This window comes from Mesobacillus jeotgali, from assembly GCF_014856545.2.
In the GTDB taxonomy this organism is placed as follows: Bacteria; Bacillota; Bacilli; order Bacillales; family Cytobacillaceae; genus Mesobacillus.
The window spans coordinates 806,050-831,646 of sequence record NZ_CP109811.1; the positions used below are offsets into that span (position 1 = coordinate 806,050).

The following is a 25,597-nucleotide window of genomic DNA, read 5'->3' on the forward strand; positions in this document are numbered from 1 at the left end:
AGAAAATCCCTCTTCCACAACAACTAGAATATCACTATAAATTAAGAAAATCCCGCTTTAAAAAGTAATTCCACTTCCCAAACGACGATGAACAGACTCACGCAGACACCTCAAAATTTACCCTTACATATTGTCCGGACTTGTCTCATATGTTTATAGGAGTAAATGAGACGGGATTGGGAGAGAAGCTATGAATACTTTTTTAAAAGGGATGTCTATCCTCGTTGTTGCTACTTTTCTTGGAGAAGTGGTGGAATTCCTCGTCAATATGATCCTCGCAAGGGAGCTTGGGGAAAGCGGGATGGGGCATTACATGACGATATTGCCGACGATTTTCCTGATCATGATGCTCGCGAGCTTTGAGCTGCCGGTGTCAATTTCAAAGATGATCGCGGAGAGGGATGAGTCTTACCATCGGAGTATGATCAAGCATGCCATCAGGCTGGCGGTGGTATTCACTGCGGTTCTGCTGATTGCGGCTGCGATTGTGCTTCCGATCATTCCTGTGTTCAAGGATTATCACCCTCTGCTTAAGTGGGTCGTCCTGTCACTGATACCTGTTATGACAATCTCCGCTATCGCCAGGGGGTTTTTCATGGGCAAACAGGATATGGGAAAAATCGCAATTTCCCATTTTATCAGAAGAGCTGTTCAGCTACTGCTGCTTTCAGCAGTTTTTCAGTTTTTTGAGTTTGGGAGCGAAACAGCTCTCCTTGTTGCCTTCTGCACACTTGCGGGAAGCGAACTCGTTGTCTTTCTTTATCTATTACACTACTTTATTATGTCTTACCAAAAGATTAAGAGTGTTCCGGGTAAGCATGTAAGCGGGCGAGAGGTAAGGAAGAGTCTTGTGGAGGTTTCCGTACCGACGACCGGCTTGAGAATTTTTCATTCGCTGACACATGCTGTTCAGCCGTTTTTGATAAAATTTGCAATCGTAGGTGCTGGTTTATCATCCGAAATGGCAACGGAACAATTCGGGATGATGGCGGGAATCGCCATGACGATTGGATTTTTCCCGGCGTTTATAGCCCATTCGTTCTTGATCATTCTGATTCCGACTGTATCGAAGGCCTACGCGGAAAAAGAGTTCTTCAAGCTGCAAAAACTGCTTCAGCAAGTCATGCTGCTGACATTGCTTTATGGATTGCCGGCTGTAACGGCTTTTTACTTTCTGGCAGAGCCTCTGACCAATACTTTCTTTCATTCTAAGCAGGCAGCAGTCTTTTTGCAGCTGCTGGCGCCATACTTCCTGTTCCACTACTTCACCATCCCGATGCAGGCTTATCTGATCGGACTTGGATTGGTGAAGGATGCCTTTATTCACTCTGTTTATGCTACGATTGTTACCTTTTCCCTTATTTACCTCTTGGGCTCGAGGCCGGAATGGAGGATGGAAGGAGTCATCGTCGGCATGAATGCTGGGAGTATGGTCATCTTGCTGCTGCACTACTTGACCATTTGCAAAAAAATCGGGATTACCTGGCTGGCGAAGAGCACAATTAAAGATTCAAGATTTTAAAAGGAAAATAAAGATTTCCGCAGAATTAGTTAAACAGCTTAATTTTCAGGAGTGATGAAGTGGAAAAAGTATTGAGAGGGCATCATCTCCTCTGTGTGCATGGTTTCCGGGGGATGGGCTACAGCCCCGAATTTGTGAAAAAGATGGAGAGTATCGTAAAAGATATACGCGACCCTGAGCAGGATTTTTACATAAAAGTGGTTGCTGCGTTTGATGATGCATGCATGTCCTGTCCGCATAGGGGGCTTGAGATATGTGAGGCAAGTGAGGGCTCAAATGAACATGTGCTGTCGATGGATGGGAATGTTATTCGTCACCTGGGACTGGTGCCGGGAGAGCGTTATCTGAAATCTGAGCTTGTCCACTGGACTGCGGAAAAGGTTGAGCCAGATGACCTGGATGTGCTTTGCAAGAACTGTTCATGGCTGCAATATGGAGTATGCAAGGAAGGAATTGCCGAGCTCCGTGAAAACAATAAATGCCTGACTCGCGGTGGTTAATCCAAACCATCGGGTCAGGCATTTTTAAATATTTCTTCTATTTTGGGGTTGTTGCCGTATAGAACAAGTTTGTCGCCAGGCTCAAGTTTAGTATCATATGCTTTATTGCGGATATTGATTGCGCCTCTCTTGATGAATAGAAGCATGACATCAACCTCTTTGTCCACTATTTCATCAAATGTCTTATCCGCATATTGTGAGTCTTCTTTTATAGCAATTTCCCGGACCTCATCATCATCGTCCATCAAAAGAACATCACTGATTGGCAAATCTGCTAACTCGTAATTCTCCTTCAATTCACTTTTCATCTTTTTACCCATCATTTTTTGTACGAATGGTGCTCTGAGCACAAATAAGAGTAATAAAAGTCCGCCAGCGATATAGGCAATTTCCATCGTGTAAAAATTATCCGTCAAAAGGTTGCTGATTGCGGAAATGATGACTGCCAGCGAGAATGCCCCGAATAAAATCAGGAAAGCTCCTAATCTTCTTCTGACAGGATGATCAATGATCAATTCGGATTCACCGGTTGTGAATCCGGTGCCCGTTAGCATCGAAATGACCTGGAACCGGGCGATTTTCCGGTCAAGGCCGGTCGCCACAAATATGGATGTGTTAATCTCAATCACGGTAAAAACAATGAACAGATAGATGAAAATGAATAGAATGCCCATAACCTCCATCCCCCTCGCAATATCTAGTATTGATCGACGAGGTGTGAATTAAACAAAAATAGACCGGGGAAAGCTTTCCCCGGACATTTTTTATCGTTGTTCTTGCAAGTTCTCGTTGTAATAGTTTACCCCGTACATTGCGCCTTCACTGACCATCTTGTTGTCTTCAACGTCCATTGGATCAGGGTTCCCTGCTTTTTGTACTGGAACCACATTTGTCTTAGATGGCATGATCTTTTCTTTTACCTGTGTGGCCATCTCGGTGAGTTTTGCTTTATTTTCAGGCTTCATCGCCATCCACAAGGCTGCGGCTCCAGCACCTAACATAACTGCGTTCTTTGTTTTGGTTTGCATAGTTTTTCCCTCCTATTTTAATTGCGCCTTTACTATTGTCTATATTTTTATTTACCCGCTCCACGAAAATCAGAAACATTATTAATATGGAAGCACTGCCAATCGTTTCAAAACTTCTTTTTAAGGGAAGAGTATTACTTGATTATTAAAAGAAAGGTCTGAGACCATTGCGCCATACATTTAATGAGAATAAATGGATGTGGTTTGATTATGAAAATGGGGACCAGCAGGAATTAAGAGAGCTGGTATCAAATAATCCTAAATATGAAAATTGGTTTGAGAATATTAAAGATAGAAATTCAAATCTGCTTGAGCTTGACACTCAGATAAGAGGGGAAGAGTATATTTGGGGCTCCCTAATTTACCAACAGGATATTCATGATAAGAATGAGAAAAATATTTTCCACTTTTGGGTCAGCAAGGACTTTTTTGTATTGGTTGATTTTGATCTTTCTGTTCTAAATGCGAATCCGGTAGCGATCCACAAACAAATGAATCAGGCAGAGAATGCAGTAGAAGGATTTTTTATAATATTAGGAGAGATTCTTGTAAGCTATCTACAGAAGATTGATGGTTATGAAGAAAGGCTTCATGACCTTTTATGGGAAATGAAGGAACATAACAACCGTGAAATCCTTGAAAAAATATATGAAAACCGGCATGAGTTGTTGGTTTGGAAAAACTTAGTCGTTCCTATAGTGGAATTAAGATTTGTTGCGGAGGAAGCGTATGGCCGTGAGATTCATGAAAGAACTGAATTCAGCAGGGTGGTCACTCGAGTCGAGCGGATTCGGACATTGCTTGATGAATATCAGCATGCAATCGATACGATGGTCAATCTCGAAGAAGTGGTCTCGACCCACAGAGGAAATGAAATCATGAAAACTTTGACAGTCATGACGATTCTATTTACTCCTGTTACGGCATGGGGAGCAGTGTGGGGGATGAATTTTAAGGTCATGCCTGAGCTCGAGTGGAAATTTGGCTATGCATTTGCGGGAGTTTTAATATTAGCATCCACCGTGGGGATTTATTATTACTTGAAAAAGAAAGGCTGGATGGGAGATATTCTGAGAGTGAAAAAGAAAAACAGGTTCTTTGGATAAGATAAAAAAATCGCCCGAGGGCGATTTTTTATTCTGCCAATTTCACAAGCATATGTGCAAGGGCATGCTGTTGTTCTTTTGTGCCAACCTTCCAAAGCTCCTGCAGCAGCTGTTCCTCTTTGTTTCTCGGTGTTACGTTATCAGCAAGATAATCGGCAACCTTTTCCGCCGTTTTCGCAAGCTGTTCTTCATCCAGCCCCGCTGTTTTGCCAAGCTTGATTCGTTTGCTCAGATAGGTTCTGAATTCATTGAAATCCCCTAGGATCTCATCCGCCTGTTGCGTATCCATCCGTTCAAGGGTCTCATCTACCTTGCTAGTATCGACTTCGCCATCTTTATGGATCATATGGTCTTTTTCCATGTAAAAAACCTCCTTGAGAAAGATATATATTAAATACCCCGATGCCGGAAACTAGTAAACCTTTGGGAGCACATTCGATAGATGGGTGGATAAGGATCTTTTCGTGTGTGATGGAATAACAATGATATGAGGAAAAGAGCTTTAACCAAAAAAGGTGCTGGCCGGCTGGCCTGCACCTTTTTTGGGTCCGACATACGGACGATGGGAGGAGTAATTCTGTTGTTGCTATTCAATTTGCGCTCTGGGGTAAATCGATGTTAAATGTATCGATTTAAGACCAGCGTGCCTTGAGACAGCAGCGCGAATCTTCCTCCGCTTGCATAGCCAATGACGTATTCCGAAGTCGCCGTAAAGTCTTTCAACTTAACCAGTCCCTTCCTTACCAGTATTGGCCTTGCTCCTATCCTGCGGACTAACTTAGAGGAGTGTCCTGCTCAAGCTATTCAAAAACAATGGTGTCAATCGATGTTAAGTCCATCGATTCAAGACCAGCGTTCCTTGAGATAGCAACGCAAATCTTCCTCCATGTGCTAAGCCAATGACATTTTCTGAAGTCGCCGTAAAGTTTTGCACTTTAACCAGTCCCTTCTAGGTTTTGTATTGGCCTTGCACTATACATATACCCGCGTGAAATCACAGAAAACTTAATAAACTTAATTAAAAGTTGGCATTTAATCCATTTTTAGGAAAACTAGATTTGCTTTTGTTCCTTAAGTAGATCGCGGATCTCTTTCAAAAGCTCTTCTTTTACATCAGGTGTTGGTGCTGCGGGCTTGGCTTCTTCTTTTTTACGATAGCGGTTAATAATTCTAATGAAGAAAAATATAGCTAATGCCGTAAGGAAAAAATCCATGACAGACTGTAAGAATGCCCCGTATTTAATCGTGTTGTAGGTCAGTTCTGAAAAATCAGCTCCAAAAGTAGCGAACCCTATAATCGGCATAATGATGTCATCGACAAGCGAAGATACGATTTTTCCGAACGCGGCCCCGATGATGACTCCGACTGCGAGATCCAGCACATTGCCTTTAAATGCGAATTTCTTGAATTCATTCCACATCTTAATGTCCCCCTAAGAATTATATCTCTTATATTCTGCGAGATTGTGAGGCAAAAAGCAATAGGGCCTGCACCATTTGAAGGAGCAGGCCCTAATTTACTGAATCAGCCTCATTTTCAACGCTTTGACGGCTGCATCGGTCCGGTTTTTCGCATCGAGCTTTTGGATGATGGCTGAAATATAGTCACGTACGGTGTAGGAACTGAGGTGGAGCGCGTCAGCAGCTTCATTGATAGAAGCACCTTCCGCAATCAGCTTGAGCACCTCTCGCTCACGGATAGTCAGGACGGCACGCTGGACACCGAAAAGCTGAACGGCATCCTCATAGTACTGATTCAACAATTCGCCGCCATATTGTCCGAATTTTATCAGAGCGGTCAGAGTCTGGTTATTGACGGTAAATGATTTATTTTCTCCGCGGTCAAGCAGTGCAAGACCAATCAGTTTATTTTCAGCAGGCACATAGATTGGCAGGACAACCAATGATTTCAGGCAGTAATCATGGACGTATTTAACAGGCAAAATCTCAGCTGCATCTTCAATAAAAATCGGTTTGGAATGGCTGAAATGCTTCAGGTATTTTGTCAGCAGTGGAAATTCAGCAATGCTCTCCTTGATGTGCTGCACAGAGCCTGTATGGACGTTATGGGCATGGACGCCGACTCCGCTATGCTCCCCAGGGGAATAGATGAACAGGGCGCAGCGTGAAAATGGCAGGTAATCAACCAGGCCCTGGGTAATCATTTTAACAGCTTCAGAAGCGCTCTGGGAACGGATCAGCCGCTGCTGGAACAGAAGGGTAGCATCCTTCCACTCAAGCTCACTTTCCAGGTGATTCAGCTTCATTTGTTTCAGGTACATTTTCCGGAAAGTTTCTTTTTGCGCCTCTGTCACGGTCTCCGCTTTATCCTTCACGCAGATTAACAGTGTCTCCGTCAGGCATGGTATCGTGATAATTTGAGGATGTTCCTCGCCTGGTGACAACAATCTGGAAAGCGCCACTGACAGGTCTGATGCATGCTCAGCTTGCAGCCCCTCACATATGGTGACCAGCTGTTTATTTACCACAAGGTCATCCGCGCAAACAATTTTGTTTACTTTGCATGTGGATTTCTCATTGCGGATGACCGCAAGCCAGTTACTAGGAACTGCACGCAGGCTCAACATCATCTTCAGCCATTTATCATCCTGGTATTCCAGCTGCTGCGTACGCAGGACCTTGTCGAGGATTCTCGTAAAAAAGACCTGTACCGCCTGGTGCTCTAGGAATCCAGCATTCCTTTTCTTTAAAACTTTATGAAATAAGTTCTCAACTGCGCTGATCAGAAAGATAGCGTCAAAGTCATCGACGAATTCAAGATGGCGTTTTTGCCACCTAAGGACTAATAAATGGATGAAATCATTTGAAGATTCAAAGGTGGTTCGTGAAAGGTTATTGAAGCCATAAACAATCATGCTCTCAAATTCAGATACAAGATCGTTTTGCCATGCTTTCATGTCCTTCTTTAAATGTAACCATTCTTTAAGAAACGGTTTCTCGCATTCTTTTAAAAGAAATAAACCTCTAATGGCCAAATCCTCAATCTTATGTTCCATCAGACAACCTCACTCTCAAATTCTGGTAAAATACCATTCGTTTAAAAATTCAGATTTTTGTCCGTCCCTTCTGTAGACCCCGACATTTAACGGGGTTAACACGTTGTTAACGATTTTTTTCGGAGTTGTAGGCTTGATTTTTCGGGGATATGTTATAAGCAAGAATTAATTTTGAATTTTAAAAATATTTAAATGGGGGTGGCTTCCTTGAACGGAGCTGTCGTAATGGAAAGCAAGACGAATAAGAAGGCTTTTTGGGGTGCGCTGGCAGCTGGACTTCTTGGGCTTGGAATTTTACTGGTGTCGTTCGGTGTATCAGGTGTAGCATATGCAGTTCCGATTGCCGGTGTAGGAGATTTTTATGTTGAGTTCGATAAGCTTGAAGGTGAAGGCTACAAATTCTACCCGAAACTGGGTGAAACGAGCAGTTCAGATGCAGCGCCGCAAGGAACGAATATCATTGAAAAGCTGACAATCGACAATCTTCAGCTATACAAGGATTTTCAGGTGGGCAGCGAATGGATCCGCGTCAAAATCCAGGCTTCAAAACCTGTACAGATTTCCGGTCTGCAGCATGATGCTGGCCTGATTGAGGCGAACGCCAAGTTCCAGAACCTGGCACTTGAAGAAAACAACAGCACAGACTGGACGAAGCAGTTCCAGCAAACATCGAGCACCATTATCCTTGAAAATGCTAAATTGAAAACTCATTACTTATTCCAGGAAACGATCAATATGGCCGGAATGAAATTGACGGTGGAAAAAATCGATAAGAAATAGTAGAGGTGACAAGCATGGTTTTTAAAAAGTGGAGGCATACGAGGCCTTTCTTTGGATCGATTTTAACTGTTTTGAGCGGCCTGATGATTTTATGGGTGCCTTTGAACCTTTATCTAAGCACCTTTCTCCCCGGATCAGTCGCCGTAATCGGATTGTTGTTTGGCGGGCTGATTACACTGATGGGACTGATGTCCTTCTTTTTGCCAAGTGCCTCTAAAGCCTTGGGCATCATCGTCATCTTTTTATCCGTTCTATCGGTCATCGGCGCTCTCGGCGGGTTCCTGTTTGGAACAATATTCGGGATCATCGGCGGGGCTTTGCTGACAGCATGGCGGATGGTGCCAGCACAAGAGTCGGCAGGAGCACCAGTCGCTGATGCCGCTGCACAGCCAGCCAAAACAGGATAAAGGGGAGAAAAAATGAAGAATCGAATCTTTTTAGTAGTGATGTGCTTTCAGCTAGCTGCATTGTCCTTTTTCCCTTTTATTGAAAAAGCGAATGGAGCCGGAAATGATGCAGAGGGATTCATTATCCAGGCTGACCGGGTGGTTGGTGAAAATATGAAAGCAATGGTTGTCTCCGGCGAGACATCTGGCTCGAATGCCAAGCCAATGCTGCGGATCACCTACGACTCAGCTATGATTTACGGCATGAGGCTGACAAAACAGTTCCAGACTTCAGGAGGTACGGTTAGCCTCACGATGAAAGCAAACGGCCCTGTTCATATAAAAGGGATGCAGGTCGATGCCAGCGCGATTTCATTCCAGGGGGCATGCGTGCACGCGGCAAAAATCATTCCGAATGCTGCTCTCGAAGGCGTGACGATGGTCGCCCATTCAATGAATGCAGCCAACAGCAGCCTTGACCAGTTAAAGCTTCAGACAGTAAATGGTGATGGAGGAGTACAGAAGCCAGGCACCTTGGAAATTTTACAGGAGCTTGGGGCAATGCCATTTGGACAGATGAAAAAGGAAATTGAGAAAATCACCAGCGGCCAGCTGCCGCTAACTTGCGAAGGCGCTGCTGAGGAGGAAGTGGAAGAAATAGTAGGGGGAGTGATCCAGCCAGTCGATGACTTGCTGGATGAAGTAACAGACCCGCTCGATGGAACAATCGGGAAAGTAACGGACCCGCTTGATGGAATAATTGGCAAAGTGACGGATCCGCTGGATGACACAATCGGAAAAGTGACCGATCCCCTCAAGGATACAATCGGAAAGGTGACAGACCCTCTCAAGGATACAGTCGAAAAAGTGACGGATCCACTGAAAGACACAGTTGGCAAGGTCACCGGCCCTGTCAAAGATACGGTCGATAAGGTGGTTACTCCTGTTGAAGAGACAGTCGGAAAAGTGACACAACCTGTAAAAGAGGTCGTCAAGGAAACGACGGACAGTGCAAAAACAGTCACAGAGCCTGTGGCTGAGCCGGTTAAGGAAATCGTGGATGAAACAGCCAAGACAGCGTGTGAAAAGCTGGAGGCGGTAAATGGCGAGATGACCAAAGAGCTGGCGCTGGAATTGATCGACAAGGCACTGGCCGAAAACAAAATGCTAGATGAATTATGCCCGACAGACGCCACATTGACAGCTCAGCTTGAAAAATGGACAGAAGGGCTTCTCGATTCTCTCGGACTTCTGTCACTTCTCGGATTGAAGCCAAGCGAGGAAGAACAGCTGAAGAAGATGAGAGAGGTTATTTTAAAAGAGCCTGATGGATCTATAATTGACTTCTAACTTTTACACAGCAAAGGCAGAGGATGGCTCCTCTGCCTTTAATATTTTATTGCGAATGACTTATAGGTTTCAGTTTTCTCTGTTTCGTTCACTTCAATATGGTCAACAGTGGAGAAAGGATTGCCCCTCCGTACTTCATCGATGAACTTTTCAAGGTCAGGCCTGGAACCAGAAGCAAGGATTTCAACGCCGCCCTCCTGCAGGTTCTTCACCCAGCCCGTAATGCCAAACTGAATCGCCTTCATTTGAGTATAATACCGATACCCCACACCCTGAACCTCACCCGTCACAATAATTTGCAATTGGATCAAGACGTCGCCCCCAGATAAACGAATAGGTTAACAATATATCTAATGTTATATGTAATGATTGCTTGGTAACTTCATTATAACACAGTGATTTCGGGTGCATAAGGAAAAAGGAAGTTTATATTTTGATTAATGTAGTTTCAAAAAGGAGGAGGAACAGCAGAAAAAACAGCCGAACACAATGTCCGGCTGTTTGCTTATACATTTCTAATCCAATCTTACAATGCCCAGTCTCCATTGCGGAACACTGGCTCAGCATTTCCATCAGCAGTAATGCCGTCGATGTCCATTTTATCGGAGCCGATCATGAAGTCGACGTGCGTGATGCTTTCGTTCAGGCCGTTTTTAGCCAGTTCTTCTGAAGACATCGTCTTGCCGCCTTCCACGCAGAATGCGTAAGCACTTCCGATTGCGAAGTGGTTTGACGCGTTTTCATCAAATAATGTGTTGAAGAATAATACATTTGATTGTGAAATCGGTGAGTTGAATGGTACAAGGGCAACTTCGCCAAGATAGTGTGAGCCTTCATCAGTCGCCACAAGCTGCTTCAGGATTTCTTCGCCTTCTTCAGCTTCCACGCCGACGATTTTTCCATTTTCAAAAGTTAGCTTGAAGTTGTCGATGATGTTACCGCCGTAGCTGAGCGGCTTTGTGCTTGATACATAACCGTTTACACCAGTTTTCAACGGTACAGAGAAAACCTCTTCAGTCGGCATATTTGCCATGAACTCGTAGCCTTGCTCGTTCACGCTGCCGGCTCCAACCCAGATATGCTTTTCTGGAAGCTCGACTGTCAGGTCTGTGCCTGGTGCTTTATAGTGAAGCTTATTGTAACGCTTGCTGTTCAGGTAATCGACTTTTTCATGAAGGGAAGCGTCATGATCTTTCCATGCTGCGACCGGATCTTCAGTATTGACGCGGACTGCCTTGAAGATTGCATCCCAAAGCTTCTGAACAGCTGTTTCAGCTGTGTCCTCAGGGAACACCATTTTCGCCCATCCTTCAGAAGGAACGGCAATTACAGTCCAGCTAACTTTATCGGATTGTATGTATTTGCGATATTTAGAAAGAGCCGTTCCAGCAGCTTTCTGGAAGTTTGCAATACGCTCAGACTTTACACCTTTTAACAGGTCAGGACTTGAAGAAACGATTGACATGAATGCTGCACCATTTTCCGCAAGCTCTTCCACTTCGCGCGCACGCCATTCAGGATACTCGTTGAAAGCCTCATCAGGTGCAAGGTCATATTTTGTTCTGTTAACATTGTCATCATTCCAGTTCACAACGACGTTTTTCGCGCCAGCTTCGTATGCCTTTTTCACAACAACACGCACAAACTCAGCGGAATCAAGCATTGTATTGATGACAAGCGTCTGGTCCTTCTGGATGTTAACGCCAACCTTGACAGCAAGGTCTGCATATTTCTCTAAATTCGTTTTGAAATCACTCATCTATTTCGCCCCTTTTCTGAATCTTCTTTTATATTGTAACGATTTTATAGGAAAAAAGAAACTTAAGACATTCGACTTAACTAGACATTGGAAAGGCTTCCTCTCTGTCTAAAATTGCTAGCCTATCAGACTGGCATCATAATAGCAGCCTAGGGTAAAATAGAGCGGTATACAAAAGGGGTATAGGAGGCTTTTTTTACATGAAATTCGATGTTGTCTTGTTGCGGCTATCCGCGATTTACGCTTTCGTTGGCGCGTTCATGGGCTCGCATATGGCAGGTGCCGGGGACTATGCAATCCGCCCGGTCCATGCGCATATTTTGGTTGTTGGCTGGCTGAGTCTATTTGCATTCTCCAGTTACTACCGTTCCTACGCGGTGCCGAAAACTTCAAAACTAGCATTATTCCATGTTTGGACGGCCATCCTTGGAAGCTTCGGATTGACTCTGGGCATGTGGCTTTATAACGTGAAGCCGTTCCCACTGCCAGAAACATTTACAATGGTGTTCTATATAGTCGGAGGATCCACTTTGCTGCTAAGCTTCCTGCTATTTGTGTTCATGACATTCAAGTATAGCGATGCAAAGGTAAAATAATTGAGAAAAATCCATGCAGAGTTAGTTTCTGCATGGATTTTTTGTCCGCTGGGATCAATTTCATCAATAGATGGACCGCTTTTAGCATCCTATCAGCGTTCTTTGCTTAATATATTGGCGAAAATACAAAAAATTCGACCACTTTTTCAATTAATTCGACCACTTTTTCCAATAATTCGACCACATTCTCGAATAATTCGACCACATTTCAAATTAATTCGACCAACTTCATATTTTCCACCCATATCCAAGCTGTCAACTTCATAAGTCGACTTAAACCCCGGCTGCCTTCCTATTTTCATACATTCGGAACATCACCCAGAACAGCACCGCGCTCAAAACGGCGAGAATGCTGAGGATGGTGAACGTCCAGCCGTAGCCAATCCAGACAGTGAGCGGAATGCTGATTGGTGCAATCGTCCTGCCTATCGTATAACGCAATGAAGCGGCCGCAAAATACTGGCCGCGCATTTGTTCTGGTGCCAAGTTGGAAATGAAGGTTTGCTGCAGTCCGGCTGTCATCAGCTCAGCCAATGTGAACACAGCCATTGCTGCAATTAAGCCCCAAATCCAATTGGTCGCACCAAACATCAAAATCGCCACAGCATAAATGAGCGAGGACAATACAAACACGTTTCGTTCGCGGAAACGGGTCACCCATCTGGTTACAACGACAGTAAAGAGGGCAACCAGCAAGCCATTTTCAGATAGAATCAACCCAAAAGCCTGCTCGCCATTCACGGTGAAAACCTTGCTGCCGAGTTCGAGCACGGTTTGATTATGCACCGTATCCTTTGTATAAACAGGGAATAACAAATCAAGCTGCATGAATGTTTGAGCTGCTAAAATCCCTGCTATGATGAACATGAGAAAAATTTTATCCTGGACAATGACCTTATAATCGGCAATTTGATCCTTAAGGAAATCATACCATTTCCCATTTTCCGCCCGTGCCTGCCTGGCTGAAGCAGGGACCGTTTCGCGCGTCCATTTTGCGAGGACAAGCGCAAGCAGGATGGAGATAATCGCTACTACGATCATCAATTCAAACCGATATTTGACATAAAAAATGGCTCCGAGAATCGGGCCGACAACGACAGCGATATTGATCTGCGTATAAAAAATCGCGAATACACTGCTGCGGTCTTTTTCCGGGACCACGTCCGCAACCATCGCCTGGCTGGCCGGCCAGTAAATGGAACCGAACATCCCGACGAGTGTAAAGCAGATGAATCCGAGCAGCGGTGAGGTGAACCATGGTGAAACGGCATAGGCAAAAACAAGGAAGGCAATTCCTTGGCCAAAAGCGGATATCACCATCATCCGCTTGCGCCCGAACCGGTCGGCGGTATATCCGCCCATCAAATTGGCGAATACCGAAAAGACCTGGGATAAGACGAGCAGGAATCCAGCGTTGCCCTTCCCGAAACTTTCAGCAAAATAAATCGTCAAAAACGGGAAAAACATCCAAAATGTTATATTCATTAAAGCTTCGCCAAACAGGCGAATCTTCAAGTTTCGATCCCAATCCCTAATCCTCATGATGTTACTCCTTTTATATCGAATGACAACCAACGAATATCATACTACTCCCAACGAATTTTTTACAAGTTAATTCATTCTACATATTCCATCCTTAATAAAAATAAAAAAGCGGCACGAGGCCGCTTTTTTGTAACTAGTCCTAATCTTTATCTTCCATCGCAGCTTTCAGCAAGTCTCCAAGGCTTGTGCCGAAGTTCTCCTGAGATGGCGAGTATTTTTCCTTCAGCTTGCGCTCCTCACGTTTGGAAACGCCTTTTTTCTTCTTATCTTCGGCCTTTTCAACGACATTGCAGCGGCGACACTGGAAGTAGGCGCCAGCTTTACCGTTGTGGATTTCCATTCGCTTATGGCATTGAGGGCAGCGTCTGTGCGAAAGCTTTGGATCCTTATGCTTGCGGAAGCTGCACTCAGGGCTGGAGCAGACGAGGATGCGCCCTTCCTTTGTTTTGCGTTCTTTCATGAACTCACCGCATTCAGGGCATTTTGAGCCTGTCAGGTTATGGGCGCGGTAGGTTTTGTCGCTCGTCTTGATTTCGGATACAAGGCGGGCCGTCTGTTCACGGATCCGTTTCTTGAAAGCTTTCGGATCCCCTTTGCCGCGTGCGATTTCTTCTAGCTCTTTTTCCCATTTTGCAGTCAGCTCTGGGGAAGTCAGTTCATCATTAACCAGGTCGATGAGCTGCTTGCCCTTTTTCGTCGGGTACAGGCGGCCATTCTGCCGTTCCACGACCTCCGACGATATGATGCGCTCAATGATTTCCGCACGCGTTGCCGGAGTGCCGAGCCCGAATTTCTCCATTTTTGCCAGGATATCCGATTCAGACAAACGAAGCGGAGGCTCGGTCATTTTTTTATTCATTGTAATCTGGCCAACTGAGTAGCTTTTGCCTTTTTCAAGGTGGCCCAAAGATTGTGTGCCTGCGTCATCATCGTCTTTTCCGAGAACCTTTTTAAAACCAAGCTCAAGGATATTTGTTTCCCGTGCTGACAGTGATTCTCCTTCGACATCGAAGTTAGCATGAATCACTTCGTACTGATATGCCGGGTAAAATAAAGCCAGGAACCGGCGGACGATTAAATCGTACAGCTTCCGTTCATCTGGTGATAAATCGGCAAGGTGAAGCCGCTCTTCTGTCGGGATGATCGCGTGGTGGTCAGTGACTTTTTCATTATTGAATACGCGGCGGGCCTGGACTTTGCCTTTCTGGGCAAGCGCAGGCTTTGCTTCATCACGGTAGCCTGACATGATTCCCTGTAGGCGGTCCGCCATCGTTGCTTCCATATCGGTCGTCAAATACCGCGAGTCCGTACGCGGATAGGTGACAAGCTTATGCTGTTCATACAATCCCTGCAGGACATTGGATGTTTTCTTTGCCGAGAAGCCGAAACGCTTATTGGCGTCACGCTGCAGTTCTGTCAGGTCATAAGGAAGCGGCTGCGGTTCCGACTTTTGCTTGCGGTCCAGCGATTTCAGAATAGCTTTCTTATTGGAAAGCTTCTTTTGAATTTGTTCTGCTTTTTCTTTTGAAAAAATTCGTTTTTCTCCTTTATGCTCCCATTCAGCATTCAAAGAGCTCACCTTCGCCTGGATGGTCCAGTATTCCTTCGGCACGAACTTATTTATTTCATCCTCGCGTTCCAGGACCATCGCGAGTGTTGGTGTCTGGACACGGCCGGCAGATAAAGGATCCTTGAATTTCGTTGTCAACGCCCTCGAAACATTTAAACCGATCAGCCAGTCAGCCTCGGCTCGGCAGACAGCAGATTCATACAGATCCTCAAACTGCTTGCCAGGCTTAAGGTTTTTAAAACCGTCCTTGATGGCACGGTCCGTCTGGGAGGAAATCCACAGTCGCTTGATTGGTTTTTTCCAGTTGATGCGCTGGAGAATCCATCTAGCGACCAGCTCGCCCTCACGTCCGGCGTCGGTCGCAATGATGAATTCACCGACATCCTTGCGCTCAGCGAGATGCTCGATTGCCTTGAACTGGTGACTCGTCTGCTTGATGACCTTCAACCCCATTTTATCAGGGATGATCGGCAGCTCCTCAAGCTTCCATACTTTATATTTTGGGTCATAATTCTCTGGCATCTTCAATTCAATCAAGTGGCCGAGCGCCCAGGTGACGATATATTGATTTCCTTCAAAATAACTTTTATGAGTTTTATTGCAGCCAAGTACACGCGCAAGTTCGCGGGCAACACTTGGTTTTTCTGCAAGTACTAATGATTTCATGTTTGCTCCTTTCAAAAAACAACAGTTTTACGTATGCTTTACTTATAATATCAGATTTATATAATTCCGGCTTCGGAAAGCTAAAGTGCCAAAGTAGGGCCCTGCGCTTATCTAAGTATAATGGAAACAACGGAATTTTTGTAATGGGGGAGAGCATGAGCGATTATATTAAAGAAATCCGTGAACTTATTGGGAGCAGGCCATTCATTCTGGTGGGTTCTGCTGTGCTTGTTTTTAACAGGGATTATGAAGTGCTGCTGCAGCTAAGAACTGATACTGGCAGGTGGGGGATTCCCGGAGGAGCGATGGAGCCGGGCGAAAGCTTTGAGGAAACAGCTCGCAGGGAATTGTTCGAGGAAACAGGGCTTCATCTTAAGACTCTGAAATTTTTGGATGTGGTTGCCGGTGAAGAGTATTATTTCCGATATCCAAATGGCGATGAAATCTATAACGCGATTGCCCTCTATGCTTGTGAGGAGTGGGATGGAAAGCTGCAGATGCTTGATTGTGAAAGCAAGGAGCTTCGTTTTTTTCCATTAAACAATCTGCCTTCGTTAACAGAGAGGCAAGAGCTGATTATAAAAAAGGTTAATGACAGCAGGTATCTGCCTGAATTCAGAGAAATCCATCTTAATGTGATTTTGGAGTGTGCCGAAGTGCTGGATCTGCAGAGAAAATCATACAAAATAGAAGCAGAGCTTATCGGTACAGATGAAATCCCTCCATTAAAAGAAACATTCGAGCAGCTTCAGGAGTGTGGCGAAACCTTTATTGGTTGTTATATAGAAGGCAGGCTCGCTGGGGCGGTCTCTTTTAAAAAAGAAGGAGAAGTAATCGATATCCATCGCATGATGGTTCACCCTGATTTTTTCCGCAGGGGAATTGCGCGAAAGCTAATTGCTAAATTAGAACAGATTGGCTGCTCTGAAATGATTGTTTCAACCGGGGCAGCGAACACACCAGCACTGAATCTATATCAAAAGCTGGGTTTTGAGCGCAAGCATGATTCAGTAGTGGGTAACGGACTGGTGATTGCCAATTTTAAAAAAGAGCGAATATGATTACTCTAAACAAAAGGACCCGGCAGCAGGCCTGGTCCTTTCAGCTTTACTCTTTAATTTTTACTGCGGTACCCGTAGCGATGCACATCATCATGCCTTCTCTTAATGTTTCAAAATCAAGGTCGACACCTATTACGGCATTCGCACCCAAACGGCGGGCTTTATCCTCCATCTCGCGAATGGCAATTTCCCGGCCTTCGGCGAGTTTGTTCTCATATGCCGAACTTCTGCCGCCAATCACATCGGTGACACTTGCCAGAAAGTCGCGCACCACATTGGCGCCCATGATAGCTTCCCCGGAAACAATACCCAGATAGTTCTCGACTTCTTTGCCTTGCAATGTTGAAGTTGTTGTTACGATCATGTTTATATTCCTCCTCAATTTTTTGTAGCCGGCTGTTAAAAAGCTGTGAATAACTACATATACGATTCCCTTTGAAAAAAGTTTCAATCAAAAAAAGAACCCAGCGATTATGCGCCAGGTCCTGCGATCATTTACACTTCATCTTCCTCTACGCGATTTTTGAATGCCTCCTGGACGACGAGGAATTCCTCATCTTCCTGTGCTTCGGTCTCAGGCCGCTTTGGTTTCAGTGCACCTGACGGCAGGTCGCCAGGATGGCCTTTTTTCTTGTGATTGAACTCTTTGCCTCTGCTCATTCATGAACCCTCCTTTCTTTGATAAAGCATAAGCTTCTGACACTTAGATTAGTGTCCAGCTCCAGCGCTTGTCGGAGCTGACCAAGGCGCTTTCGCTTTTCTTATCCAAAGTAGTTTTTCCTGTTGGAAGCTGAAATATAAAAAATCAATTGCATATGATTGTATAGAGATAAATTTTACTAAAGAAAGGGCGACTGAAATGGACGAAAAATTGTACGCTCAAGAGTTGGTTGAGTGCCCGACTGTTTTTTGCGCAAACCGGGATGACCAGGCTCCGCTTTTTACAGCAGATGCGTTGATAAATGGTGATATAAAAAAGATTAACCTTGAGGATTATCGCGGGAAGTGGGTTATTTTATTTTTCTACCCAAGCGATTTCACCTTTGTCTGACCGACAGAACTGGCGGCGGTCGCCGCTGTTTATCCTTATATTCAAGCTCTTGGTGCTGAATTGCTGGCCATCAGCACAGACAGTGTATATTCGCACAAGGTGTTTAAGGAAACTTCTCCATCATTGAAGAATGTTACGTATCCTATGGTAAGCGACAGGACACAGGTCATCAGCCGTGCTTACCGTGTTCTGGATGCAACGACCGGGGCCTGCTTCAGGACATCGGTTTTCATTGATCCAGAGGGCATTATCAGGGCAAAGCTCACATATCCAGGAAATGTCGGCCGAAACCTTCCTGAGCACGTAAGGATGCTGCAGGCTTTCGCGTATGCCAAACAAACAGGGAAGGGTGTACCGGCGAACTGGGTGCCCGGCCAGCAAGGAGTCAGTACAGACCCATCAAATATAGGGAATATTTAAGGCTTGCAGGTCCGGTTAAAGGGACCTGTTTTTTGTTATATAAAATTTGGATTATTAAAGACCAACTCAACAGTGGAGCATGTGCTTTTCTTGTCTGTGACCAGCATCACACTCAGTGGATAAAAATGTCACAAATTCTCTACAAAAATCTTCGATATCACTCACAAAGTTTTTTTAAAATAGAATTGAGATTATGTTAAAAATTTCACAAACATTAAATAGGGAGGTACCAAAGATGGATGAGGTCCTGATATTAAGCCGGATCCAGTTTGCTGTAACTGTGTTTTATCACTTTTTATTTGTCCCATTAACAATTGGTTTAGTTATTCTCGTTGCCATCATGGAGACAAAGTATGCGCGCACCCTGGACCAGAACTATAAGCGAATGGCCGATTATTGGGGAAAACTGTTCGCTATCAACTTTGTGCTTGGTGTGATTACCGGCATCACGATGGAATTCCAGTTTGGCACGAACTGGTCTGAGTACTCAAAATATATGGGGGATATTTTCGGATCACCACTTGCCATTGAAGCTTTGGTCGCATTTTTTCTTGAATCAACCTTCATGGGGATTTGGCTTTTCGGCAAGGATAAGTTTTCACCGAAGCTGCGGGCTTTTTCAATCTGGATGGTCGCTCTTGGCACGAATATTTCTGCGCTCTGGATCATTACCGCCAATGGTTTCATGCAAAATCCGGTCGGCTATGTCCTGAAGAACGGACGTGTCGAGTTGAACAGCTTCTCGGAGCTCGTCACCAATCCGTATGCCTGGTATATGTTTGTACATACAGTTGTGAGTGCCTATATTGTCGGGGCGTTCTTCATGATGGCCATCAGTGCCTACCACCTGCTCAGGAAAAACGAAACGGCATTTTATAAAAAGTCATTCAAATACGGTCTGGCAATGGCGTTGTTTTCTGCCACTCTGACGCCATTTATCGGCCACCAGTCGGGGGTGTTCGCGGCTAAAATGCAACCGGCAAAAGGAGCGGCTATGGAGGCAGTCTGGGAGACGCAAAAGGACATGCCATTCCATCTCATCCAGATTCCCGATCAGGAAAACGAGCGTAATGCATTTGAGGCAATCAGCATACCGAAATTGGGCAGCTTCTTCTACACCAACTCCTTTGGTGGGGAAGTCACTGGTTTGAAAGACATTCCCAAGGATGAACGACCGAACGTGGAACTGGTCTTTTACGCGTTCAGGGTCATGGTCGCTCTCGGAGTCTTTTTCCTTGTTGTTTCCTGGTACGGCTTGTACCTTTATCGGAAAAACAAACTGGAGAACTCACCAAAATACTTGAAGCTGGTCCTATATTCTGTACTGCTTCCATACCTGGCGATCAATGCCGGCTGGATGGTAGCAGAGGCGGGACGACAGCCATGGGTTGTGTACGGATTGATGAAAACATCGGAGGGTGTGTCGCCAATCGCAATGTCTCAGGTGGTATTCTCTTTGGCGGCTCTCGTCATTTTCTATACGGTTCTTCTGATAGCAGATGTTTATTTGATCATTAAATACGCGAAAAAAGGTCCGGAATCAGAAGTTAAATATGGCCTTAAAGGAGGCGTGAAGCATGTCTCATGATACACTGGCAATCATTTGGTTCGGTTTGTGGGGATTGATTTGGACGGTTTATTTTATCCTCGATGGTTACACGCTTGGTACTGGGATGCTGTTCCCGTTCATTGCTAAAAACCGCCAGGAGCGTAACCAGCTCCAGGAGGCTGTCGGACCGTTCTGGGGCGGGAATGAGGTCTGGCTGATAACAGCTGGAGGAGCGACATTTGCGGCCTTCCCGGCTGTCTATGCGGACATGTTCAGCTTTTTGTATACGCCATTGTTCCTGGTGCTGATTGCTTTGTTCATTCGGGCAATCGGACTTGAATTCATGCATAAGGACGACAACCCGCTATGGCAGGCAGCGTGCAAATGGGGCTTCTTCACCGGAAGCTTTTTGATCGCTTTCTTATTCGGCGTCACCTTTGCCAACCTGTACCGTGGTTTATTGATCGGCGCAAATGGTTATGAAGGGAATTTGTTCAGCCTGTTGAACGGTTACGGCATTTTGGGAGGACTGTTGTTTGTCTCCTTGTTCCTTCTATCTGGATCTCTATGGATACAGCTTAAGACAGCAGGACAAACTGCGGTCCGGGCTTACAGATTATCCCGGATTTTGGCTGGTGTGGCTCCAGCGATGCTGTCACTTTTCTTTCTGGCAACAGTGAACAGGACGCCCTTGCTGGATAATTACTCGCAGCAACCGGTCCTCTGGGTTGTGCCGGTAATCGCACTGGCTGCGATGCTCGCGGCAGTCTACTTTATTTTTAAAAAGAAAATCGGCTATGCTTTTACCGCTGTCTGCGTGACGATTTTTACCAAAATGGCCTTCGGCTTCGTCGGGATGTTCCCGAACATGCTGCCATCGAAGATAGACAATGCCTACAGCGTGACACTTTTTGATGCTGCAGGCAGCAAGCTCAACTTGACTATCATGTTCGTCGTTGCAGTCATTTTCGTGCCAATTATCATTGCTTACCAGTCATGGAGCTACACACTTTTCAAGGATAAAATCTTAAAGGAAAGTGCAAAAGGATATCAATAAGGAAAGGCGTCTGGGTGACCAGACGCTTATTAAATTTTGTGGAACGGGTTTCCAGCGGGGAGAGTTTCAAGATGGCTGATAGAAAGTGGATAATAGACATTTCCGGAGCATCGAGATCTTAAAATGTCTATTGGAAAGGATTTACTAGACATTTCCAGCAAAGAGCTGCCTCAAAATGTCTAATAAAAGGGGTTTAATGGACATTTCCAGCAAAGAGCAGCAGCAAAATGTCTAATAAAAGGGGATTAATGGACATTTCCAGCAAAGAGCAGCAGCAAAATGTCTAATAAAAGGGGTTTAATGGACATTTTCGGCAAGGAGCAGTCTCAAAATGTCTAATAAAAGGGGTTTAATGGACATTTCCAGCAAGGATCAGTCTCAAAATGTCTAATAAAAGAGATTTAATAGACATTTCTGGCAAGGACAGGCTACGAAATGTCTATTAACTATTCTCCTCGGGTTTAGTACGAATTCACCTGCATAAATAAATGAGACCTACCAGCACAATGATAGGTCTCAAAATACAATCAATATTCTGTTATGGTTGGTTTAAGTTTGGGTCTATCCAAGTTTTTTTCCTTGTGTGCTTTAACAGGATTTTCTGTCAAGAGATAACCAGCATAAGCTTTGTTCCACTTTTTGATTGCCAGATAAGATAGTAAGGCTGTTATCCCAAGTATACCTGCGATGATTGGCCAAAATGCTGAAGAAACATAACCCCCATCGTAGGCTAATCCAATTGGCGAGAAGACGATATACAAGATCGCTACAAGCGCTAGCAGGACAACAGATACAGGCAAGGAGTATTTCCATGGTACCATGTCGACTGCTGCCTCGGAGCGGAACGTATATGGCTTTGCTGTTGGTTTCCACAATCCGATAGCGATCATGATTGCCACTTCAACGACAAACAAGATTGCGTAAATGTGGATAAAATGAATTGGTATAGCAAAATCGAACAGATGCTGCGTACCCCAAACGAGCATATAGTAAGTGATCACGTGGAAGATGATCACGACTTTGGCTGCAAGCGCGGGTACTCGTTTTGTGAAAATCCCGACGAGCAGGATGACGATGATTGGAATATTGAAAAAGCCTGTGAACCTTCTGATCAAATCCCATAATCCTTCTGGTGCGTTCATCAGCAGCGGGGCGATACATAAAGATACGACAGCCAACAGTGTCCCAGCAATTTTACTTATCGAGATTAATTTACGGTCATCTGCTTCAGGGTTGAAACGTGCTTTATAAATATCAAGCGCAAACATCGTTGCTGCACTGTTTAATAATGAGTTGAATGAACTTAATACTGCGCCAAGCAGGACAGCCAGGAAGAAGCCGGACATCCAGGTTGGCAATACATCGGAAATCAACGCGGGATAAGCCAGGTCAACTGACTTCAGCCCATCTCCGTACATATGGAAGGCAATGACGCCGGGAATCATCATCGTCAGCGGCACTAGCAGTTTGTAGAATCCGGAAATCAAAACGCCTTTTTGGCCTTCTGCCAGGTTTTTCGCCCCAAGTGTACGCTGGATGACATATTGGTTTGAAGCCCAGTAGAATAAGTTAGCAAAAATCATTCCGGTAAAAATGGTGCCGAATGGAACGGAATCTTGCTTTGTTCCAATCGAGTTCATTTTTTCTGGGTTCGTAGTAGCGATTTGCTTCATCCCATCCCCGAAGTTTCCATCGCCAAGTGCAATCAGGCCTAGTATTGGGACAAGAAGGCCAATGATGATCAAGCCAATCCCATTCAATGTATCCGAAATCGCAACAGCCTTCAGTCCGCCAAAAATCGCATAGATGGCCCCGATGATCCCGATGATCCAGATGACAATCCAGACAGAGGCTTCATACGAGATGCCGAACAGCTCTGGAAAGTTGAAAAGCTGCAATACGGCAAGTGCACCTGAATAGAGCATCGAAGGAGCGGTAACAAGAATGTATCCAAGCATGAATAGAAGAACGGTATACTGTCTGACACCTTCATCATATCGCTTGCTCAGAAACTCAGGCAGTGTTGTGAAATTGCCGTGAAGATACTTTGGCAGCAAATAGATGGCCATGATGATGATGGCAAAAGCAGCTGTCACTTCCCAAGCCATGTTGGAAAGATTGGTACGGTAGGCTTGTCCATTCAGTCCTACCAACTGTTCTGCGGAAAGGTTGGTGAGCAGGAGAGAGCCTGCAATAAAGCCGCCGGTCAACCCGCGTCCGGCTAGAAAATATCCAGCTGAATCGCTGACTTCTCCTTTTGTCTTTACATACGAATACCATGCGACCAGCCCCATGAAAAAAGCGGCAGAAATCAGAGTAAATCCAATACCCCCAAAAATCATCTTGTCGACACCCCTTGATGTGTAATTATTTTACATACTAAATAACCTGCTTGCTAACTCTTTAAACCTTTAGTGTGTTAAAATAATATTTTCATATATTTAAATTAGAAATAATTGGATGAAAGTAATATACTAATAGTAGAAATGATGAATTTAATGGACGGGAGTGGTTCAGATGGATTTTTCCATGGTGGTGTCGGAGGATCGAATCAAGCGTGCATATAAGGACGGAGAGTTTGAAAACTTGCCTGGCTACGGGAAGCCTTTGAATTTGGAAGATATGTCAGCCGTGCCAGAGGACCTGAGAATGGCCTACAAGATGCTGAAAAATGCCGGTTTTTCTCCAGAAGAACAGAGGCTCAGGCAAGAAGTGATGTCCATCGAGGACCTGATCCGCACATGTGAAAATCCAGAAGAAAAAGACCGGCTGAACCAGGAGCTTAGTCAGAAGCTTCTAAGGTACAATAAAATCATGTCCAGCAGGGGAGCTAAAACAAACTCCTCTCTATTTAAAAATTACGAGCGAAAGATTGAAAAGAAGCTGTTATAAAATAAAGGGCCAGGCGGAGAAAACTCCAGCCTGGCCCTTCTGTTATTAAGATGTATCAATCAACCACGGATTTGCTTACGCTCCGAGCGTTTTGATTTTTTCAGCAGCGGCTGCTGTTTGGCTGACATAAGCTGCGATTGTCTGATTATCGTCGTTCAATGTTTCAATTGTTGCGTTCATTTCTTCCAGGCCTGCTGTTGCCTGCTCGATGATGGCCGCCAGCTCACGTGTTGAGGCTTCAACATCGCCTGTCTGATTTTTTACATCACTGACAGTCAATTCGAATTGGCTGAATTGGTTCGTCAATTCACGAAGGGTGCTGCCGACTTCTGTGAAGAAACCGGAAACCTCTCCGACTGCGGAACGGCTCTCTGCCAGCTTTTCACTGCTGTCGTTCATTTTTTCCAGAGCGGCTGAGTTTGTTTCATTAACAGAGGTAAGGTTCTCGGTAATCTGGATAGCTGTTTCTTTCGTCATTTCCGCCAGCTTGCGTATTTCATTTGCTACAACCGAAAAGCCTTTGCCAGCTTCACCGGCGCGTGCAGCTTCAATTGAGGCATTGAGCGCTAGCAGATTCGTTTGCTCTGTGATGTTGCGGATGTTGACGATGAAGCCGTTCGTTTCTTCGATCTTCTTCGTGAGCATGGAGAATGTCTGGCTGAGTTCGGAGATTGAAGCAGCCAGCTCTTTCATGTCGCCTTGGAGCTCGGTGAGTTTCACGGAGCCGCTCTCGGAAGCTTTTGCAGCCTGCAAAGTATTGTCAGAGAGCAGGACGGACATATCGGACATTTCATCCATTCTTTGCTTTGTCATTTCTGCATTTTCGGAAATTTGGTTGATCTGTTCCGTCTGAACCTGGCTTCCGGCAGAAATTTCATTTACAGCGATTTTCATTTCTGTTTGCGAAGACAGATGGGTCTGGATTTGTTCATTAATCTTACCAAGACTTTCAGTAACGACAAGAAGTTCACCATGGAGCAAAGCGCTGTGCTGTTCTTTACGGACCTTTTCGGTTTCTGAATCCGCAAGGAAGGTCTCCAGCGATTTAAAGGCATTCCTGTTCAAGCGGATCAAGACGAACAGCACGACGCCGATCAGAATATAACAAAGCAAGATTGCCGTGAAGGTGCTGCTTAAAAAATCCTGGTTTTCTGTAGCGAGCATGGTATTCATTACAACTGCAACAAGGCCGAGGCTGAATCCGGTAACAAAGATTTTTATATCGAAATGGATGGCTGAAAAGACCGCCAGGAACAGCAGGACGAGCAAAAATGCACCGTTGCCTCCAAACATTCCGATATAAAAGAAGTGATGGATGAAGATAGCTGCAAAAGCGGCATAAGGGAACAAGGACTCCTTCTTAAGCCATAGCTGGAATATCAGGAAAAACAAGACGAAAAATGCTAATTCACTTACATAAACCGCTGTTTTTAAAAATATTTCTTTTTCGATGATGGTGTATGCTGCGGTCGCAATCAAGGATACCGAATAGGTACTGAGCATCAAGACGTTTTTCTTTTTCGTATCCTGCCTGCGGAGAGTTTGAATAGCCTCCACGTAAAAGCCTCCTTAGATGTTCTTAGTTCTTTCTTATACTATATCGGCATAAGAAATCTGAATCTTTATTGTTCATGAAAATTTATTTTTACCGGCCATCGCTTAAGATTTTTAAAAATATGTCGAAATAAAAAGAGATATTATGAAGTTAAAATCTAAAGACACAAATAGAAGTAAAGCAGACA

25 protein-coding genes and 1 pseudogene are annotated in these 25,597 nt (G+C 44.8%); 13 read left to right on the forward strand and 13 right to left on the reverse strand.

Annotation, left to right across the window (positions count from 1 at the left end; all coding sequences use genetic code 11):
• Nucleotides 1–190: 190 nt before the first annotated feature.
• Nucleotides 191–1,522 carry a polysaccharide biosynthesis protein gene (locus FOF60_RS04045; RefSeq protein ID WP_192469655.1) on the forward strand — a complete coding sequence of 444 codons (1,332 nt, stop codon included), beginning with the start codon at nucleotides 191–193 and terminating at the stop codon, nucleotides 1,520–1,522.
• A 113-nt stretch (nucleotides 1,523–1,635) separates the two neighbouring features.
• The gene (locus FOF60_RS04050) at nucleotides 1,636–2,022 is read left to right on the forward strand and encodes a DUF1284 domain-containing protein (RefSeq protein ID WP_225649807.1); all 387 of its coding nucleotides are present in this window, start codon (nucleotides 1,636–1,638) and stop codon (nucleotides 2,020–2,022) included.
• Between the two features lie 14 nt (nucleotides 2,023–2,036).
• On the opposite strand, the gene FOF60_RS04055 is transcribed toward FOF60_RS04050, so the two are convergent.
• Complete coding sequence (locus FOF60_RS04055) at nucleotides 2,037–2,696, reverse strand: TrkA C-terminal domain-containing protein (protein WP_192469653.1); 660 nt, start codon at nucleotides 2,694–2,696, stop codon at nucleotides 2,037–2,039.
• A gap of 90 nt (nucleotides 2,697–2,786) precedes the next feature.
• Entirely contained in the window at nucleotides 2,787–3,050 is a 264-nt protein-coding gene (locus FOF60_RS04060; RefSeq protein ID WP_192469652.1) for a hypothetical protein, read from the reverse strand.
• A 197-nt stretch (nucleotides 3,051–3,247) separates the two neighbouring features.
• Here FOF60_RS04060 and FOF60_RS04065 point away from each other — a divergent pair, with 197 nt between their 5' ends.
• Complete coding sequence (locus FOF60_RS04065) at nucleotides 3,248–4,156, forward strand: magnesium transporter CorA family protein (protein WP_192469651.1); 909 nt, start codon at nucleotides 3,248–3,250, stop codon at nucleotides 4,154–4,156.
• A 28-nt stretch (nucleotides 4,157–4,184) separates the two neighbouring features.
• Here the strand turns inward: FOF60_RS04065 and FOF60_RS04070 are convergent, their stop codons facing one another.
• The 3 genes from FOF60_RS04070 to FOF60_RS04080 form a co-directional block, all read right to left on the reverse strand.
• A complete protein-coding gene (locus tag FOF60_RS04070; RefSeq protein ID WP_192469650.1) occupies nucleotides 4,185–4,517 on the reverse strand; it encodes a DUF3243 domain-containing protein in 333 nt (110 codons plus the stop codon).
• Between the two features lie 691 nt (nucleotides 4,518–5,208).
• Nucleotides 5,209–5,577 (reverse strand): large-conductance mechanosensitive channel protein MscL, encoded by a 369-nt coding sequence (gene mscL / locus FOF60_RS04075; protein WP_192469649.1) that lies wholly within the window; start codon nucleotides 5,575–5,577, stop codon nucleotides 5,209–5,211.
• Between the two features lie 96 nt (nucleotides 5,578–5,673).
• Nucleotides 5,674–7,173, reverse strand: coding sequence for a response regulator transcription factor (locus FOF60_RS04080; protein ID WP_192469648.1), 1,500 nt, complete (start codon nucleotides 7,171–7,173; stop codon nucleotides 5,674–5,676).
• Nucleotides 7,174–7,380: 207 nt separating this feature from the next.
• Between FOF60_RS04080 and FOF60_RS04085 the strand changes: the two genes are divergently transcribed.
• Genes FOF60_RS04085 through FOF60_RS04095 form a run of 3 tightly spaced genes read left to right on the forward strand, consistent with a single transcriptional unit; the run spans nucleotide 7,381 to nucleotide 9,689 of the window.
• Nucleotides 7,381–7,953 (forward strand): DUF6230 family protein, encoded by a 573-nt coding sequence (locus FOF60_RS04085; RefSeq protein ID WP_192469647.1) that lies wholly within the window; start codon nucleotides 7,381–7,383, stop codon nucleotides 7,951–7,953.
• Between the two features lie 14 nt (nucleotides 7,954–7,967).
• Nucleotides 7,968–8,360 (forward strand): DUF6114 domain-containing protein, encoded by a 393-nt coding sequence (locus FOF60_RS04090; RefSeq protein WP_192469646.1) that lies wholly within the window; start codon nucleotides 7,968–7,970, stop codon nucleotides 8,358–8,360.
• Between the two features lie 12 nt (nucleotides 8,361–8,372).
• Nucleotides 8,373–9,689 carry a hypothetical protein gene (locus tag FOF60_RS04095; RefSeq protein WP_192469645.1) on the forward strand — a complete coding sequence of 439 codons (1,317 nt, stop codon included), beginning with the start codon at nucleotides 8,373–8,375 and terminating at the stop codon, nucleotides 9,687–9,689.
• Nucleotides 9,690–9,727: 38 nt separating this feature from the next.
• Here FOF60_RS04095 and FOF60_RS04100 read toward each other — a convergent pair whose 3' ends face one another.
• Together FOF60_RS04100 and FOF60_RS04105 are read right to left on the reverse strand one after the other, a co-directional pair.
• Entirely contained in the window at nucleotides 9,728–10,000 is a 273-nt protein-coding gene (locus FOF60_RS04100) for an acylphosphatase (RefSeq protein ID WP_192469644.1), read from the reverse strand.
• Between the two features lie 215 nt (nucleotides 10,001–10,215).
• A complete protein-coding gene (locus tag FOF60_RS04105; protein ID WP_192469643.1) occupies nucleotides 10,216–11,448 on the reverse strand; it encodes an aminopeptidase in 1,233 nt (410 codons plus the stop codon).
• 200 nt (nucleotides 11,449–11,648) lie between these two features.
• Here FOF60_RS04105 and FOF60_RS04110 point away from each other — a divergent pair, with 200 nt between their 5' ends.
• Complete coding sequence (locus tag FOF60_RS04110; protein ID WP_192469642.1) at nucleotides 11,649–12,044, forward strand: hypothetical protein; 396 nt, start codon at nucleotides 11,649–11,651, stop codon at nucleotides 12,042–12,044.
• A gap of 273 nt (nucleotides 12,045–12,317) precedes the next feature.
• On the opposite strand, the gene FOF60_RS04115 is transcribed toward FOF60_RS04110, so the two are convergent.
• A complete protein-coding gene (locus FOF60_RS04115) occupies nucleotides 12,318–13,586 on the reverse strand; it encodes an MDR family MFS transporter (RefSeq protein ID WP_192469641.1) in 1,269 nt (422 codons plus the stop codon).
• Between the two features lie 142 nt (nucleotides 13,587–13,728).
• Nucleotides 13,729–15,825 carry a DNA topoisomerase III gene (locus FOF60_RS04120; RefSeq protein WP_192469640.1) on the reverse strand — a complete coding sequence of 699 codons (2,097 nt, stop codon included), beginning with the start codon at nucleotides 15,823–15,825 and terminating at the stop codon, nucleotides 13,729–13,731.
• A 155-nt stretch (nucleotides 15,826–15,980) separates the two neighbouring features.
• Between FOF60_RS04120 and FOF60_RS04125 the strand changes: the two are divergent.
• Both FOF60_RS04125 and FOF60_RS04130 read left to right on the forward strand, forming a co-directional pair.
• Nucleotides 15,981–16,412: pseudogene (locus FOF60_RS04125) on the forward strand (NUDIX hydrolase); the annotation flags it as partial.
• A 69-nt stretch (nucleotides 16,413–16,481) separates the two neighbouring features.
• Nucleotides 16,482–16,886 (forward strand): GNAT family N-acetyltransferase, encoded by a 405-nt coding sequence (locus tag FOF60_RS04130; RefSeq protein ID WP_264647688.1) that lies wholly within the window; start codon nucleotides 16,482–16,484, stop codon nucleotides 16,884–16,886.
• A gap of 46 nt (nucleotides 16,887–16,932) precedes the next feature.
• On the opposite strand, the gene FOF60_RS04135 is transcribed toward FOF60_RS04130, so the two are convergent.
• Nucleotides 16,933–17,250: a YbjQ family protein gene (locus FOF60_RS04135; protein ID WP_192469639.1), complete on the reverse strand. Its 318-nt coding sequence runs from the start codon at nucleotides 17,248–17,250 to the stop codon at nucleotides 16,933–16,935.
• Between the two features lie 131 nt (nucleotides 17,251–17,381).
• Nucleotides 17,382–17,546: a hypothetical protein gene (locus FOF60_RS04140; protein WP_192469638.1), complete on the reverse strand. Its 165-nt coding sequence runs from the start codon at nucleotides 17,544–17,546 to the stop codon at nucleotides 17,382–17,384.
• A 199-nt stretch (nucleotides 17,547–17,745) separates the two neighbouring features.
• On the opposite strand from FOF60_RS04140, the gene FOF60_RS04145 reads away from it, so the two are divergent.
• The 3 genes from FOF60_RS04145 (at nucleotide 17,746) to cydB (ending at nucleotide 20,963) form a co-directional block, all read left to right on the forward strand.
• Nucleotides 17,746–18,357 carry a peroxiredoxin gene (locus FOF60_RS04145; protein ID WP_225649760.1) on the forward strand — a complete coding sequence of 204 codons (612 nt, stop codon included), beginning with the start codon at nucleotides 17,746–17,748 and terminating at the stop codon, nucleotides 18,355–18,357.
• A gap of 235 nt (nucleotides 18,358–18,592) precedes the next feature.
• Nucleotides 18,593–19,945: a cytochrome ubiquinol oxidase subunit I gene (locus FOF60_RS04150; protein ID WP_192469636.1), complete on the forward strand. Its 1,353-nt coding sequence runs from the start codon at nucleotides 18,593–18,595 to the stop codon at nucleotides 19,943–19,945.
• On the forward strand, nucleotides 19,935–20,963 hold the full coding sequence (cydB, locus tag FOF60_RS04155; RefSeq protein ID WP_192469635.1) for a cytochrome d ubiquinol oxidase subunit II: 1,029 nt from the start codon (nucleotides 19,935–19,937) through the stop codon (nucleotides 20,961–20,963). The genes FOF60_RS04150 and cydB overlap by 11 nt, the downstream gene beginning before the upstream one ends.
• 527 nt (nucleotides 20,964–21,490) lie before the next feature.
• Here cydB and FOF60_RS04160 read toward each other — a convergent pair.
• Nucleotides 21,491–23,305, reverse strand: coding sequence for a solute:sodium symporter family transporter (locus tag FOF60_RS04160; protein ID WP_192469634.1), 1,815 nt, complete (start codon nucleotides 23,303–23,305; stop codon nucleotides 21,491–21,493).
• Between the two features lie 175 nt (nucleotides 23,306–23,480).
• On the opposite strand from FOF60_RS04160, the gene FOF60_RS04165 reads away from it, so the two are divergent.
• Nucleotides 23,481–23,855, forward strand: a complete 375-nt coding sequence (locus tag FOF60_RS04165) for a DnaJ family domain-containing protein (protein ID WP_192469633.1) — start codon at nucleotides 23,481–23,483, stop codon at nucleotides 23,853–23,855.
• Between the two features lie 75 nt (nucleotides 23,856–23,930).
• Here FOF60_RS04165 and FOF60_RS04170 read toward each other — a convergent pair whose 3' ends face one another.
• Entirely contained in the window at nucleotides 23,931–25,412 is a 1,482-nt protein-coding gene (locus FOF60_RS04170; protein ID WP_192469632.1) for a methyl-accepting chemotaxis protein, read from the reverse strand.
• Between the last annotated feature and the right edge of the window lie 185 nt (nucleotides 25,413–25,597).

Excerpts from the sequence above, each read along its gene's own strand:
- FOF60_RS04045 (WP_192469655.1), top strand. The coding sequence starts at position 191 with ATGAATACTTTTTTAAAAGGGATGTCTATCCTCGTTGTTGCTACTTTT.
- FOF60_RS04070 (WP_192469650.1), bottom strand. The coding sequence starts at position 4,517 with ATGGAAAAAGACCATATGATCCATAAAGATGGCGAAGTCGATACTAGC.
- FOF60_RS04105 (WP_192469643.1), bottom strand. The coding sequence starts at position 11,448 with ATGAGTGATTTCAAAACGAATTTAGAGAAATATGCAGACCTTGCTGTC.
- FOF60_RS04055 (WP_192469653.1), bottom strand. The coding sequence starts at position 2,696 with ATGGGCATTCTATTCATTTTCATCTATCTGTTCATTGTTTTTACCGTG.
- FOF60_RS04115 (WP_192469641.1), bottom strand. The coding sequence starts at position 13,586 with ATGAGGATTAGGGATTGGGATCGAAACTTGAAGATTCGCCTGTTTGGC.
- FOF60_RS04160 (WP_192469634.1), bottom strand. The coding sequence starts at position 23,305 with ATGATTTTTGGGGGTATTGGATTTACTCTGATTTCTGCCGCTTTTTTC.
- FOF60_RS04065 (WP_192469651.1), top strand. The coding sequence starts at position 3,248 with ATGTGGTTTGATTATGAAAATGGGGACCAGCAGGAATTAAGAGAGCTG.
- cydB (WP_192469635.1), top strand. The coding sequence starts at position 19,935 with ATGTCTCATGATACACTGGCAATCATTTGGTTCGGTTTGTGGGGATTG.
- FOF60_RS04120 (WP_192469640.1), bottom strand. The coding sequence starts at position 15,825 with ATGAAATCATTAGTACTTGCAGAAAAACCAAGTGTTGCCCGCGAACTT.
- FOF60_RS04060 (WP_192469652.1), bottom strand. The coding sequence starts at position 3,050 with ATGCAAACCAAAACAAAGAACGCAGTTATGTTAGGTGCTGGAGCCGCA.
- FOF60_RS04050 (WP_225649807.1), top strand. The coding sequence starts at position 1,636 with ATGGGCTACAGCCCCGAATTTGTGAAAAAGATGGAGAGTATCGTAAAA.
- FOF60_RS04135 (WP_192469639.1), bottom strand. The coding sequence starts at position 17,250 with ATGATCGTAACAACAACTTCAACATTGCAAGGCAAAGAAGTCGAGAAC.
- FOF60_RS04080 (WP_192469648.1), bottom strand. The coding sequence starts at position 7,173 with ATGGAACATAAGATTGAGGATTTGGCCATTAGAGGTTTATTTCTTTTA.
- FOF60_RS04110 (WP_192469642.1), top strand. The coding sequence starts at position 11,649 with ATGAAATTCGATGTTGTCTTGTTGCGGCTATCCGCGATTTACGCTTTC.
- FOF60_RS04090 (WP_192469646.1), top strand. The coding sequence starts at position 7,968 with ATGGTTTTTAAAAAGTGGAGGCATACGAGGCCTTTCTTTGGATCGATT.
- mscL (WP_192469649.1), bottom strand. The coding sequence starts at position 5,577 with ATGTGGAATGAATTCAAGAAATTCGCATTTAAAGGCAATGTGCTGGAT.
- FOF60_RS04095 (WP_192469645.1), top strand. The coding sequence starts at position 8,373 with ATGAAGAATCGAATCTTTTTAGTAGTGATGTGCTTTCAGCTAGCTGCA.
- FOF60_RS04165 (WP_192469633.1), top strand. The coding sequence starts at position 23,481 with ATGGATTTTTCCATGGTGGTGTCGGAGGATCGAATCAAGCGTGCATAT.
- FOF60_RS04140 (WP_192469638.1), bottom strand. The coding sequence starts at position 17,546 with ATGAGCAGAGGCAAAGAGTTCAATCACAAGAAAAAAGGCCATCCTGGC.
- FOF60_RS04150 (WP_192469636.1), top strand. The coding sequence starts at position 18,593 with ATGGATGAGGTCCTGATATTAAGCCGGATCCAGTTTGCTGTAACTGTG.